At 41.5% G+C, this 13,701-nt stretch carries 12 protein-coding genes; 10 read left to right on the top strand and 2 right to left on the bottom strand.

Features of this window, described 5'->3' with window-relative positions; genetic code table 11:
* Positions 1–8: 8 nt before the first annotated feature.
* The gene (gene xylE / locus LX92_RS12195) at positions 9–1,427 is read left to right on the top strand and encodes a D-xylose transporter XylE (RefSeq protein ID WP_109650959.1); all 1,419 of its coding nucleotides are present in this window, start codon (positions 9–11) and stop codon (positions 1,425–1,427) included.
* 36 nt (positions 1,428–1,463) lie between these two features.
* Complete coding sequence (locus LX92_RS12200; protein WP_109650961.1) at positions 1,464–2,495, top strand: LacI family DNA-binding transcriptional regulator; 1,032 nt, start codon at positions 1,464–1,466, stop codon at positions 2,493–2,495.
* Between the two features lie 223 nt (positions 2,496–2,718).
* Here the strand turns inward: LX92_RS12200 and LX92_RS12205 are convergent, their stop codons facing one another.
* Entirely contained in the window at positions 2,719–3,600 is an 882-nt protein-coding gene (locus LX92_RS12205) for a nucleotidyltransferase family protein (protein ID WP_223308278.1), read from the bottom strand.
* Positions 3,601–3,877: 277 nt separating this feature from the next.
* On the opposite strand from LX92_RS12205, the gene hemN reads away from it, so the two are divergent.
* The 5 genes from hemN (at position 3,878) to LX92_RS12230 (ending at position 9,756) form a co-directional block, all read left to right on the top strand.
* Entirely contained in the window at positions 3,878–5,239 is a 1,362-nt protein-coding gene (hemN, locus tag LX92_RS12210; protein WP_109650965.1) for an oxygen-independent coproporphyrinogen III oxidase, read from the top strand.
* A gap of 30 nt (positions 5,240–5,269) precedes the next feature.
* A complete protein-coding gene (locus LX92_RS12215; RefSeq protein ID WP_109650967.1) occupies positions 5,270–6,091 on the top strand; it encodes a universal stress protein in 822 nt (273 codons plus the stop codon).
* A 225-nt stretch (positions 6,092–6,316) separates the two neighbouring features.
* The gene (locus LX92_RS12220; RefSeq protein WP_146197827.1) at positions 6,317–6,694 is read left to right on the top strand and encodes a hypothetical protein; all 378 of its coding nucleotides are present in this window, start codon (positions 6,317–6,319) and stop codon (positions 6,692–6,694) included.
* A gap of 85 nt (positions 6,695–6,779) precedes the next feature.
* On the top strand, positions 6,780–8,849 hold the full coding sequence (locus LX92_RS12225) for a TonB-copper family protein (RefSeq protein WP_109650971.1): 2,070 nt from the start codon (positions 6,780–6,782) through the stop codon (positions 8,847–8,849).
* A 49-nt stretch (positions 8,850–8,898) separates the two neighbouring features.
* A complete protein-coding gene (locus tag LX92_RS12230; protein WP_109650973.1) occupies positions 8,899–9,756 on the top strand; it encodes a hypothetical protein in 858 nt (285 codons plus the stop codon).
* Positions 9,757–10,026: 270 nt separating this feature from the next.
* Here LX92_RS12230 and LX92_RS12235 read toward each other — a convergent pair whose 3' ends face one another.
* Positions 10,027–10,458 (bottom strand): RrF2 family transcriptional regulator, encoded by a 432-nt coding sequence (locus LX92_RS12235; RefSeq protein ID WP_109650975.1) that lies wholly within the window; start codon positions 10,456–10,458, stop codon positions 10,027–10,029.
* Between the two features lie 125 nt (positions 10,459–10,583).
* Here LX92_RS12235 and LX92_RS12240 point away from each other — a divergent pair, with 125 nt between their 5' ends.
* Genes LX92_RS12240 through nosZ form a run of 3 tightly spaced genes read left to right on the top strand, consistent with a single transcriptional unit; the run spans position 10,584 to position 13,672 of the window.
* Positions 10,584–11,090 (top strand): c-type cytochrome, encoded by a 507-nt coding sequence (locus LX92_RS12240; protein ID WP_109650977.1) that lies wholly within the window; start codon positions 10,584–10,586, stop codon positions 11,088–11,090.
* 11 nt (positions 11,091–11,101) lie between these two features.
* A complete protein-coding gene (locus LX92_RS12245; RefSeq protein WP_109650979.1) occupies positions 11,102–11,686 on the top strand; it encodes a fasciclin domain-containing protein in 585 nt (194 codons plus the stop codon).
* A 30-nt stretch (positions 11,687–11,716) separates the two neighbouring features.
* On the top strand, positions 11,717–13,672 hold the full coding sequence (nosZ, locus tag LX92_RS12250; RefSeq protein WP_109650981.1) for a Sec-dependent nitrous-oxide reductase: 1,956 nt from the start codon (positions 11,717–11,719) through the stop codon (positions 13,670–13,672).
* Positions 13,673–13,701 lie beyond the last annotated feature (29 nt).

Consider the following 13,701-nt stretch of genomic DNA (forward strand, 5'->3'; position numbering starts at 1 on the left):
GAAATCCAATGAAGGAATCAATAAATACCCTGTATCTATTAAGGTTAACAGTGGTAGCAACACTGGGAGGTTTGTTATTCGGTTATGATACCGCTGTAATTTCAGGAACGGTGAGTTCATTGGATAGCTTTTTTGTAATGCCTTTTGGGTTGGATGAAATGAACGCAAATGCCCGATTGGGACTTGTGGTCTCCAGTGCCCTTATAGGTTGTGTGATCGGAGGTGTCTTTGGGGGCGTGGTTAGTAAACGACTGGGACGCAGGAACGGACTCGTTTTGGCGGCGTTTTTGTTTTTGTTGTCAGCCTTGGGGTCGGCAATGCCCGAATTGTTTTTAAAACCCATCGGGGAAGCGGACCATACCTTCATTTATATCTTTATTCTTTATAGGATTATAGGAGGCATTGGGGTAGGATTGGCCTCAATGCTCTCTCCTTTATATATTGCGGAAATAGCACCCGCCAAAAGTAGGGGCAAGTTGGTTTCGATGAACCAATTTGCCATTATTTTTGGTATGTTGGTTGTTTATTTCGTGAATTATTATATCTCCCTCCAAGGCGATGACACTTGGTTGAATACCGTAGGTTGGCGTTGGATGTTCGCTTCGGAAGTGATCCCGGCCTCCTTGTTTTTCATCATGTTGTTTTTTGTGCCCGATACTCCCAGGTCCTTGGTTTTGAAGTCGAAGCCTGAGAAGGCACTTGCCGTATTGACCAAAGTGAACAATGAGGAAAATGCCAAAAAGATCCTGCATGAGATCCAGAATACGGTAACAAGTCATTCGGGAAATCTTTTTTCGTTTGGCATAACCGTTGTGGTCATCGGGGTGTTGCTTTCGGTGTTCCAACAATTCGTGGGCATTAATGTGGTATTGTATTATGCTCCTGAAATATTTAAGAGTATGGGGTCGGGAACGGATGTGGCCCTTTTGCAAACCATTATTGTAGGAGCGGTAAACCTGATTTTTACGGTCTTGGCCATTTTGACGGTTGATAAGTTTGGAAGAAAGCCTTTGATGATCATCGGGGCTTTGGGTATGGCTTTGTCAATGTTTGCCTTGGGAACCACTTTCTTTATGGAATCTGTGGGTATAGGCGCACTTGTCTTCATGCTGTGCTATGTCGCCAGTTTCGCAATGAGTTGGGGTCCTGTTACATGGGTGTTGTTATCGGAGATATTTCCAAATAAAATCCGGGGAAAGGCCATGGCATTTGCAGTAGCGGCCCAGTGGATATCAAATTATCTGGTTTCATGGACTTTTCCAATGATGGACAAGAATAGCTATTTATTGGAAAAATTCAATCATGGTTTCTCTTATTGGGTATATGGTGCCATGGGATTATTGGCCATGTTCCTGGTATGGAAGTTTGTGCCGGAAACCAAAGGAAAGACCTTGGAAGAAATGGAGAAAATGTGGCATAAAGATTAAATTGTTTTATATTGACTGGTTCAAAGATCATGGTGTATGATAAAATTAACCCTAAAAGATATTGCCAACCATTTTTCGGTTTCAATTTCCACGGTCTCAAAAGCGCTGCACGACAGTCATGAAATTAGTGATAAGTTAAAAAACAGGATTCAGGAATTCGCCAAGGAGAACCATTATAGGCCAAATAAGGTAGCCTTGAATTTGGTGAATCGAAGTACGAAATCCATTGGGGTGGTAATCCCCGATATCCTTAATTATTTTTTCATCCAGGTGTTGTACGGTGTTGAAAAGGTGGCCAATGAAAGGGGATATAGCATTATTAGCTGTGTTACCGACCATTCCCTTAAAAAAGAGACCATGACCTTGGAGATGTTGAGTAGTGGTTCGGTCGACGGACTCATTATTTCATCGGTTGCTTCGGAAAGACAAACAAGCAAGCATATAGAGAATGTCAAGAGTATTGTCGATTATCAAATACCCTTGGTGATGTTCGATCGGGTTATAGACGCCATCGAATGTGATAAGGTGATTGTTGATGATTTTGAGGCAGGGTATAAGGCGACCAAGTACTTATTGGAAACGGGATGTAAGACCATTGCGATAATTACCCCAATCAACAAGACCAAAATAGGTAGGTTGCGAATAGGGGGCTATAAAAGGGCCTTAAAAGAAAGGGATATTCCCTTTGATGATAAATTGATAACCCCAATTGGAGCCAAGGATGATCTTGACTTTATTTTGTCATTTATATTGAACGATAAAAATATTGATGGTATTCTGGTTTTGGATGAGATTACCACGGTAAAGACCATGGCTATAATAAAAGCCCGGGGATACCATGTGCCCAATGATATTGCCATTATAGGATTTACAAACGGTCAGCTATCAAAATATGTTACCCCTGCATTGACTATGGTGAGCCAGCATGGTACATATATCGGTGAAACCTGCGCCCATCGATTGATCGATCGGATAGAAGGACTGAGTTCACCGGGGGGGTTCGAGACCAAGGTGGTAAAAACAAGTTTGATAGTGCGGGAATCCACACGAAAAATTCCTTTGGGTTAAATCAATTTTCCATTCACGGTTCGCTGCATAAAATCCATTTACGTTCTTAAAAACTTGATGGTTAATGCGTTGAAATATGAATTGCGGTTCGATGTGGCTCAGCACCATATACGTGTCATTGATAAAGCCAATACGCAAAGGGGAAATCTGGAATGTTCTATCAGGGATAAAACATTCCAGAATGTGGTTTAAATAATCACTCGAGTATTCTCCTATAAATAATTTAGTTCCATAGGGGAGCTTTGTAGTCCCCCCGCTCACTCATTTCTTGAAGAAGGACCATCGCTTTTTCTTTGTCGCTGGCATAGGTAACGCCAAACCATTCACCTCCAGAGGGAATTACCTTGACGCCTATTTTCTTGTTTTCCAGCATTTCCTGGATAACAAAAGGTAAGTAAATTTCCCCATTTTTGATATTCGAATCGTTTTTAAGGAAGGTTTTGAAGTCATCCTCGATACTCTTGAAGATGGAAGGGTTACAAACCCAAAAGTTCATACTGGCAAGTTCGTTCCCTGTGAATTCCAATCCGGAATCAAGGTCTTTAATGGTTTTCGATTGTTGTTCGATCTTGGTGCGCTCATTTACAGATAACAGGTTGTTGGCGTCATCCGTGGTACAGACTCCTCGCGAAACCGAACCATGTTCCGATAGGGTATCCTTAAGGGTATAGCCTACAAGGGCATAGTCGGTAGTGTTGTTCTTTATGAAATCGGCAGATTTTTTGTATGCTGAATTACCGTAATAATCATCTGCGTTGATCACAACGAAAGGGTTGTCAATGACCTTACGGGCCGACCATACGGCATGGGCCGTTCCCCAAGGTTTTTCACGTTCCCCACTAAAGGAGCTGCCTTCGGGCAAATCGCTTAGTTCTTGGGCAACTACGTCCAATTTTATGTGCTTTGGCAATCTTGATGAAAGATGATCGGTCAAGAATTCGACATTGGTTTGTTGTGTAATGACCACAATATGGTCAAAGCCATTTTCGATAGCATCGTATATGCTAAATTCCATCAGGAACTCCCCGTTGGGTCCCAATGCATCGAATTGTTTTAATTTTCCGTATCTGCTTCCTCGGCCTGCGGCCATTAATAATAATGTCATGTGTTTGATTTTATTGGCGTAAAAATAAACCTTTTGATTACAAAGTTTGTCCAATTTTCGATATACACCCGATTAATTGGTTTTAGATCGACAAGGTTAAGTACCTCCGATACGTCTATTTTGGAATTATGTGGAGGGTAGGGAAAATGTATGAATAATGTTGCCATTGTAAAAAAAAGGATTGACTTGGTTGCGGATTCCTTGCTGTCCCAATCTGATAATTGTCATATTCTTTTACAGCTTTCCATTGTATATTTGTATAACGCAAAATATATCCATGAGCCAACTGATACAGAAATATAATATTCCAGGTCCACGCTATACAAGTTACCCAACAGTGCCATACTGGAATCAGGATACATTTTCTGGTGAAGAATGGAAAAGCACTTTAAAAAAGAGTTTTGACGAGAGCAATGAAAAGGAAGGGATTAGTCTCTATATACATCTGCCCTATTGTGAAAGTCTGTGCACATTTTGTGGTTGTCATAAACGCATCACCAAAAGGCACGATGTGGAATCACCTTATATAAATTCTGTTTTAAAGGAATGGAAGTTGTATTGTGATCTCCTTGGTTCAAAACCGATCGTCAAAGAGATGCATTTGGGTGGTGGTACCCCAACATTCTTCTCTCCAGAAAATTTACAACGGTTGATCAATGGTATTTTTAAACTTGCGCTAAAGGCACCAGATCATGAATTCAGCTTTGAAGGCCATCCGAACAATACCACCAAGGAACATTTACAGGCCTTGTACGATGTTGGTTTCCGTAGGGTGAGTTATGGGGTGCAGGATTACAATGAAAAGGTGCAACGGGCGATTCATCGGATCCAACCTTTCGAAAACGTTAAGCATGTTACCGAAGCCGCTCGGGAAATAGGGTATACATCGGTAAGTCATGATCTTATTTTCGGATTGCCGCATCAAACCCTGGAGCATGTTGAGGAGTCTATTTTAAAAACCAAGTCGTTACGACCCGATAGGTTGGCATTTTATAGTTATGCCCATGTGCCTTGGTTAAAGGGTAACGGGCAAAGAGGGTTTAAAGATGGGGACCTGCCCAGTGCAGAAGCCAAAAGGTCACAATATGAGGAAGGAAAAAAACTTTTGACCAAGGTCGGTTATGAAGAAATAGGAATGGATCACTTTGCTTTGAAAAGTGATAGTTTGCACCAGTCTATGGTGTCGGGTAAACTGCATCGGAATTTTATGGGGTACACCGCATCCAAAACACAGGTTATGATTGGGTTGGGAGCCTCTAGTATTAGCGATAGTTGGTATAGTTTTGCCCAAAATGTGAAAAGCCTGGAAGAATACAGGCATTTGGTCGACAATGATGTCATCCCAATTTACAGGGGACATATACTAACTGTGGAAGACATGATCATTAGAAAGCACATCTTGAATCTAATGTGCCGATTTAAAACTTCATGGGGGACAGATGAAACCTACTTTCCTGAGATTTCAATGGTTAAGGATAGACTTTTTGAAATGGAACAGGACGGTTTGGTGGCGTTTGGAATAGATGGATTGAGGGTTACAACGGAAGGCCAGCCTTTTATTCGTAATATTTGTATGGCCTTTGACGTTCTATTACATAGAAAAGAACCTGAGACCAGATTATTTTCTATGACAATCTAAATATTTGAACTTAGTTTTAATACCTACATTATGAAAAAAATAGTAGTACCCGTAGATTTTTCGGAACAGTCAGGATATGCTTTAAGAGTGGCCGCCTCCTTGGCAAAAAAGCATAAAGCTGAGATTTTGGCACTCCATATGTTGGAATTGAACCAAGCGATGGTTACTTCCTCAGAGGGTTTTAATCCCGAACAAACGGTGTTTCTCATAAAATTGGCCGAAAAACGGTTTAAGGAGTTTTTGGACAAGCCCTATCTTAGTGGTGTTGAGATAACACCCATTGTAAAACATTTTAAGGTTTTCAGTGAGGTCAATGATGTGGCTTCTAAAAATAACGCTGACTTGATTGTAATGGGTTCCCATGGTACTGACGGTTTAAAAGAGATTTTTGTGGGCTCCAACGCAGAACGCGTTGTCCGTAATTCCGATATCCCCGTACTTGTTATTAAAAAGGAACATATAAACTTTAAAGCGGAAAAATTCTTGTTCGCCAGTGGTTTCAAGGAAGAAAGCGTCGAGGCCTTTCAAAAGGCAAAACAATTTGCAGGCATGCTTTCTGCGGAGTTGAAATTGGTTTATATCAATACCCCAGGGGATGATTTTCTGAGTACGAATGATGCCCATGATAGGATTTCCCAGTTTTTAAGCAAGGCGGGTGTAGATACCAAAGTCGATATTTATAATGACTATAGTGTGGAAAATGGTATATTGAATTACGGTGATAAAATCGGTGCCGATATTATAGGTATTCCTACACATGGAAGAAAAGGACTTTCGCATTTCTTTATGGGAAGCATCGGTGAGGATCTTGCGAACCATTCCAATGTTCCCGTTGTAACATTTAAGATATAGTAGATAGTTTTATAGCGAATTTATATGCAAAGGGAAAACCTAAAAATGGGTTTTCCCTTTTTTTGTGCCCTATCCCCGCGCATCATCGAAGATGCACGGCCACTATGGGCCTAATCCATTCACTTAAAAATGCCTTAAACGTGAAATAAAATAAAAAGACATTAATATCCTTTATTATGACTTTTGTCATATATGAAAGTGGCAGACTTTTTTATATTTGCCCCAATGAAAGCCTATGTGATTCTTTTTGTCGCACTCTTAATGCTGGTCAAGCCGCTTTGGCCCGTTGCCGAGTATGTCATGAATTACAACTATATAGCGAATGTCCTTTGTGAAAACAAAGCAAGGCCCCAACTGCATTGCGATGGTAAATGCTACTTGGCCAAACAGTTGGCGAAAGAGATGGATCAGAACGAGGAGAATCCGTTCGGGGAAAAGAAATCGAATAACGAAGTGCTTTCGCCCCTATTTTTTCAATCGTTTTTAAAGGTTGATTTGGGGGTGGTTTTTACGACAGCAAAGCAGGATAATTTTAAAATAGGGCATACATTTTTGGCCCAATTGTATACTTCAGATATTTCCGAGCCCCCAGAGCAAGCTTAACGCCATTGACTGTGCCAGTGTTTTAGGAAGTTGTTTTCCTACGATAGGCACCCTTCAACCTATACGTTAAGTAAAAATATATCCAATGCAAATTGAAATTGGTGTCGTGCCGCAATATACTATTGGGGTTAGGCCCGAACGTTTTATATGCTTTTTGGGGATTCTATGCTGTTTGCTGTTTGTAGGCCAGACCCATGCCCAAGAAAAGAAAGTTGAACCGGGCATTGATAGTATTCTGCCCGTAAATTTGGAAGAAGTCATTATTGTGGCTTCTTATAACAGTACCTTGGAACATAGGTCGCAGCATAAACCGCTCTCAACCCTTGACGAGTATTTGGAGTCTTCGAGAAAGGTGAATATGATCAAGCGTGGGGCTTATGCCTGGGAACCCGTTTTGAACGATATGTCCTCAGAGCGACTTTCGGTGACCATCGATGGTATGCGGATTTTCGGGGCATGTACCGATAAGATGGATCCAGTGACTTCCTATGTTGATGTTTCCAATCTTAAGGAAGTCCATGTTTCAGGGGGTCAACAAGGTGCCGAACAAGGTTCTGTCATCGGGGGTTCGATTGATCTAAAGTTGGAAAAGAGCGATTTTGTTGAAAAAGGATGGTCTGGTTCTATAGAGACAGGAGGGGAGACATCCAATGCCGCGCGGATTTTTGGGGGCGAACTCAATTATTCGGATGCCAAATTCTATGTGGACACTGATGCCATTTACCGTAAAGCGGATAATTATTCGTCGGGTGGGGGTGATGAAGTTGCATTTTCACAATATGAAAAATACAACCTCTCGACCAATGCGGGATATCGGGTCAGTGAAGGAAAGAAGCTCTCGGCCTCATTTATTTTTGACGAAGCCCGTGATGTGGGCTATCCGGCCTTGCCTATGGATGTTTCATTGGCACGGGCGTATATTGCTTCGGTCAGTTGGTCGCAGAAATCATTCTTGAAGCATTTTACCGACTGGGAGACCAAATTGTACGCCAATAAGGTTACCCATGTCATGGATGATTCCAAAAGGCCGGATGTGCCTATCCGGATGGATATGCCGGGATGGAGTGATACCTATGGGCTTTATACCCAAGCGAATCTAAACCACGAATCCCATCGCCTCTTGCTGAAATGGGATGGGTATTACAACCGATCCTTGGCGGAAATGACGATGTACCCCCAAAACCCTGATGAGAATTCCATGTTCATGCTTACTTGGCCCGATGTACGCACATTCAATTCGGGTTTTTATGCCGAGGATATGATCCAATTTAAGACGGGTTATTTGAAACTTTCCACGCGCTTGGCAATAAATATGGGCAATGTAGCCGATGAATTCGGGTTGAACAGCCTAAGGATCTTCTATCCCGATATGCCACAACGTAAGAATCGTTTCTTGAAAAGTGTCTCTGCACAATACTATAAAGACCTGGATAAGTTTCATGTCAATACAGGGCTTTCTTATGGGGATAGGGCGCCATCGGTTTCTGAAGGTTATGGATTTTACCTCTTCAATAGTTTTGATAACCACGATTATATAGGTGACCCCGAACTGTCCAATGAGAAGGCCCTTGAAGCCAATGCCAAGGTTTCGTTTAAAGGGGATAGGTTGAGCACAAGTATCGAAGGCAACTATTTTTTCATGCAGGATTACATATTGGGGGAGGTAGACCCCACATTAAGTGTAATGACCATTGGTGCCGAGGGGGTAAAGATCTATAGGAATCTTGATCATGCCCATTTGTACAATATTTCATGGGAAAATGAATATGCTATCACGTCGGCATTAAAATGGACAGGAGTGTTGTCTTATCATAGGGGGATTGACAACGACAACCGTAATCTGCCGTTCATAAGTCCATTGGCCTACAATTCCGGACTCCAGTATGCACAACACGGGTATACGGGGTCAATAACGATGAAAGGGGCCGCGAGTCAGGAGAATTTTAATCCCGATTTTGGGGAGGATAAGACCGATGCATATATGGTTTTTTCCCTTTCCATGGGAAAAAAATTTACGATCGATTCCAATGCACTGTATGTAAAATTGGGCGTGGAGAATATTTTTGATGAATATTATTCAACGTATACCGACTGGAAGAATATCCCCCGTATGGGACGTAATTTTTTTATGACCGTATCCTATGCGATCAACTAATGCGATTATAATCAATAACACATTTATTACAAAAACCAAATAAAGAAAAATGAAGACAATTAAATTATTATTTGCCGCACTTATATGTACCGCAGGTTTTGTTTCCTGTAGTGATAACAATAACGATGATGACGTCATCATAGAGGAAAACCCATTGGAAGGGTACAATATGTTGGCCAAGTTGACGGCCAACACCCATTCCATTGAAATCTATTCGGAGCAGGATCAATTCACCATTGGGTACAACGAGTTGTTTTTTAGGATTAAGGATGATGGGGCAGACACGTATGTTTCGAATGCGGAAGTTTCATGGATGCCCGTTATGCATATGACTGAAATGCAGCATTCCTGCCCTAAATCCAGTGTCGGTGTTACTGATGATGCATCGGTGTATTCGGGTTATGTTATATTCCAAATGCCGGGTAATGATACTGAGTATTGGGAAATGACCTTCGATTACAACATTGATGGTACATCGTACAGCGTTACTGAGAAAATCAATGTACTTGCACCTGCCGATGATAAAAGACGCGTAACGGTCTTTACAGGAAGTGACGATGTTCGTTATGTTTTGGCCATGATGCCTTTGGATCCCCAGGTAGCCGTCAATGATTTTTCGGCCATGTTGTTCAAGATGGAAAGTATGATGAGTTTCCCCAATGTTGGGGATTATTCCATAACGATCGATCCTAGAATGCCAAGTATGGGCAACCATAGTTCGCCCAACAATGTCGATCTATCGTATGATGCCTCATCTAAAATGTATAACGGGAAATTGTCGTTGACCATGACGGGTTATTGGAAAATCAATTTAAAGGTGATGGATGGGAACGATACGTTGCTTAAAGGTGAGGATATTACCGATGAAAATGAGGCCAGTAGTTTGTTTTTTGAAATTGAATTTTAATATATAACAATCCAAATAGGGGTTGTTTTAGGAGGGGAGTCGATCGGACTTCCCTCTTTTTTTGTCCCCAAAAAGAGCCTTATAGTTCCATGACGTATTTTATTGTGGTTTATTTGAAACTAAAATCACCCATAGACCATGGTACCTGTGCATAGGGTTCCCTCAAGAAATGGCTTACCGGTTTGCTTTTCCGAAAGGTTGGTCAAACGAATTGAATAGCAGAAAGTTATGTCTTTTTTTTATTGGAAAATGAATGATAATAATGTATCTTCATAAGGGTAAAAATGATTTTTCGGCTTTTATGTCATTCGCTAAATCGATTATGGTCTTATGTTCTAGATTGTCCATAAGGTTTTTTCGGTAAGATGCGGCAAAATCATGTAGGGGGCAAGGTCGGTCGCTGTGGCAATTTTCAATACTCAATAAGCATGAATTGAGTCTATTGTCACCATCGATGACGGTTATGATGTTGATCAGGGGGGTTTTTAAATTCTGGTCGTTCAGATAAAAACCACCATTGGGCCCACGGGTAGAGGAAACGATATTGTGCCGGGATAGGTCTTGGAGCAATTTGGAAATATAAGCTTGGGGTACATTAATGGGTTCACTAATGTTCTTGGCCATTATTTTGTTTGATTCGCTGGCGTTTACCGCCAAATAGAGTACTGCTTTTATAGCGTACTTGGAAGAATTGGATAACATAGAACGTATGGTATTTAGGACAACAAAAATAAAAAGATATTTTTATCCGAAATATGACTAATGTCATTTTTTGGGTAAACCAATAAGAATAATTTTACCACATAATTGTAACTAATACAAAAACTATGAGAGTACCAATTAAAAGCGCAATCTTTCTGATGTCATTACTAATGCTTAGCTGTGGTGGCAAAGAAGAAAAGAAAAAAGACGGTTTTAGTGTAAGACCACAAAAGTCAACTACGGAAAAGACAGTTGAAACCCCAGCGGCCCCTAGCGACAAAGCATCTGAACGCGTAGATATGACTACGAAGGGTGTTGGTCCTATTAAATCGGTAACCTTGAATGAAACCATTGATGATGCAATGGCGGCGAAAGGCAAGGAAGTGTATGAGCAAATGTGCTTGGCCTGCCATAGGATCGGAAAAAAATTCATTGGCCCACCACCCAACGGTGTATTGGAAAGAAGAACTCCGGAATGGGTAATGAATATGATACTCAATCCACAGGAAATGGTCAAGGAAGACCCTTTGGCTAAGGACTTGTTGACCGAATTCAATGGGTCACCTATGTCCAATCAAGGGCTTACGGAAGAACAGGCTCGGGCTATTCTCGAGTACTTCAGAACACTATAAACCAAACCAATATGCAAACAACAACCAAATTTAGATTATTGATCGGTTCTTTTTTAATGCTGATGCTTTTTGTCGGATGTAAAAATGAAGCGAAAACGGAGGCTGCCCAGGCTTCTTCTACAGATACTTCTGAAGAAGTAGTGAAACAAGGACAGGCCTTTATTGAAGACGATGGGTCAACACCCAATGTATTGCAGATTGCTATCGGATCGCCAGATCATACCACATTGGTAGCTGCGGTACAAGCGGCCGGACTAGAGAACGCTTTGGTAAATGCAGGGCCATTAATGGTTTTCGCTCCTACCAATGCTGCTTTTGATGCCTTGCCAGAAGGCACGGTTGAAAACTTGTTGAAACCGGAAAACAAGGATGCCTTGGCAAATATCCTGAAGCATCATGTTACTGCGGGCAACTACTCCAAGGATTTTTTAAAGAAGTTTAAGAAATTGGGGCAAGCCAATGACCAGAATACAACTATTGAGGTAAAGGGTGATGATGTTTATGTAGGTGGAGCCAAAATCATTGCAAGTATAAAAGCGGGTAATGGTATCGTACATGTAGTCGATAAGGTCATATTGCCTCCAACCCAAGAATAATCAACTCTAATCAACACTAATACAATTACAATGAAAAAAATCAAATATTCAATGCTGGCCTTTTTAGGTCTGGTGATGGTCTTTACCAGTTGCAATGATTCAGGTAAGAAATCCAGTGGGGCACTTGCCTCCAACAATGCCGAAAAGGTATATGTGGCACCTGGGGAGCAAGATGAGTTTTATGCATTTATGTCTGGTGGTTATAGCGGTAACCTTACGGTTTACGGACTTCCTTCCGGAAGGATGTTTAAGGAGATTCCTGTTTTTTCACAATTCCCTACCTCTGGGTATGGTTATTCCGAAGAAACAAAACCGATGTTGAATACTTCTTTTGGTTTTGTACCATGGGATGATTCCCACCACCCTGATATTTCACAAACCAATGGTGAATTGGATGGTAGATGGATATTCATCAACGGTAACAACACCCCAAGGATAGCGCGTATAAGTTTGACAACTTTCGAGACAGAGGAAATTATTGAGGTGCCCAACAGTGCCGGTAACCATAGTTCTTCTTTCATTACCGAAAATACCGAGTATGTTGTGGCAGGAACCCGTTTTTCTGTTCCGGTTCCCCAAAGGGATATGCCTATCAATGAATACAAAGGTAATTTTAAAGGGGCCCTTTCTTTTATAAGTGTGGATCCTGAAGATGGTAGAATGGATCTTAAGTTTCAAATCATGATGCCTGGGTTCAATTATGATCTTTCACATCCAGGAAGGGGTAAATCACACGGTTGGTTCTTCTTTACTACGTATAATACTGAGGAAGCGAATTCATTGTTGGAGGTGAACGCCTCACAGAATGATAAGGATTTTATCGCTGCGATCAATTGGAAGAAAATCGAGGAATATGTCAACAATGGTGGTGGTACTATAATGCCTGCCAATTATGCACATAATGTTTATAGGGATGAGAATCATACAGCCACTTCAACCATGAAGAAAGAGGTGTTGACCGTGGATCCTACCAAAGTTCCCGGAGCTGTTTATTTCTTGCCTACCCCAAAATCCCCTCACGGTTGTGATGTTGATCCAACCGGGAATTATATTATCGGTAACGGAAAGCTTTCCGCTGACCTTACAGTACACTCTTTTGATAAGATGTTGGCTGCTATTGAAGGCAAAAAATTTGATGGTGAGGCCTATGGCATTCCAATCCTTAAATTTGAGGATGTATTGGCCGGTACGGTGAAAAGTGGAGGCCTCGGCCCCCTACATACCGAATTTGACGGTGAGGGCAATGCCTATACTACCTTCTTTATTTCTTCGGAAGTGGTGATGTGGAAATTGGGTACTTGGGAAGTAATCGATAGAAAACCAACTTATTACTCTGTAGGTCACTTAATGATTCCAGGTGGTAACTCCAGAAAGCCTTTTGGTAAGTATGTGGTGGCTATGAACAAGATCACCAAGGATAGATACCTTCCAACAGGTCCGGAACTGGAGCACTCTGCACAGTTATATGATATTTCCGGCGATAAAATGGAGCTTATCTATGATTTTCCAACTCACGGTGAACCCCATTACGCTGCGGGTATTCCTGCGGAACTCATAGCGCCTAAATCCCAAAAAATCTACAAATTGGCAGAAAATGAACATCCATATGCGGTAACTACCCCTGATGGTGCCAAAGTTGTGCGTGAAGGTAAGGAAGTGCATGTGTATATGAGTATGATTCGAAGCCACTTTACCCCAGATAATATCGAAGGTATCAAGGTAGGTGATAAGGTCTATTTCCATATTACGAACCATGAGCAAGATTTTGATGTACCACATGGTTTTGCGATGATCGGAGCCAACAATTCCGAGCTGTTGATCATGCCGGGACAGACCAAGTCATTGGTCTGGGAGCCTAAGCAAGAAGGGGTATGGCCATTCTATTGCACCGATTTCTGTTCGGCCTTGCACCAAGAAATGCAAGGGTATGTTCGGGTGTCGCCTGCAAATTCAAATATTGACCTTTCATGGTCTTTAGGGGAGTAATTTATTTCTGAACATTTATTTATTTTAAT

Origin of the sequence: Maribacter polysiphoniae (assembly GCF_003148665.1) — a bacterium.
GTDB lineage: Bacteria > Bacteroidota > Bacteroidia > Flavobacteriales > Flavobacteriaceae > Maribacter_A > Maribacter_A polysiphoniae.

What these genes read in the sequence shown, in the direction of transcription:
- hemN (WP_109650965.1), top strand. Translation starts at nt 3,878, where the DNA reads ATGAGCCAACTGATACAGAAATATAATATTCCAGGTCCACGCTATACA.
- LX92_RS12225 (WP_109650971.1), top strand. Translation starts at nt 6,780, where the DNA reads ATGCAAATTGAAATTGGTGTCGTGCCGCAATATACTATTGGGGTTAGG.
- xylE (WP_109650959.1), top strand. Translation starts at nt 9, where the DNA reads ATGAAGGAATCAATAAATACCCTGTATCTATTAAGGTTAACAGTGGTA.
- nosZ (WP_109650981.1), top strand. Translation starts at nt 11,717, where the DNA reads ATGAAAAAAATCAAATATTCAATGCTGGCCTTTTTAGGTCTGGTGATG.
- LX92_RS12220 (WP_146197827.1), top strand. Translation starts at nt 6,317, where the DNA reads ATGAAAGCCTATGTGATTCTTTTTGTCGCACTCTTAATGCTGGTCAAG.
- LX92_RS12245 (WP_109650979.1), top strand. Translation starts at nt 11,102, where the DNA reads ATGCAAACAACAACCAAATTTAGATTATTGATCGGTTCTTTTTTAATG.
- LX92_RS12205 (WP_223308278.1), bottom strand. Translation starts at nt 3,600, where the DNA reads ATGACATTATTATTAATGGCCGCAGGCCGAGGAAGCAGATACGGAAAA.
- LX92_RS12200 (WP_109650961.1), top strand. Translation starts at nt 1,464, where the DNA reads ATGATAAAATTAACCCTAAAAGATATTGCCAACCATTTTTCGGTTTCA.
- LX92_RS12235 (WP_109650975.1), bottom strand. Translation starts at nt 10,458, where the DNA reads ATGTTATCCAATTCTTCCAAGTACGCTATAAAAGCAGTACTCTATTTG.
- LX92_RS12240 (WP_109650977.1), top strand. Translation starts at nt 10,584, where the DNA reads ATGAGAGTACCAATTAAAAGCGCAATCTTTCTGATGTCATTACTAATG.
- LX92_RS12230 (WP_109650973.1), top strand. Translation starts at nt 8,899, where the DNA reads ATGAAGACAATTAAATTATTATTTGCCGCACTTATATGTACCGCAGGT.
- LX92_RS12215 (WP_109650967.1), top strand. Translation starts at nt 5,270, where the DNA reads ATGAAAAAAATAGTAGTACCCGTAGATTTTTCGGAACAGTCAGGATAT.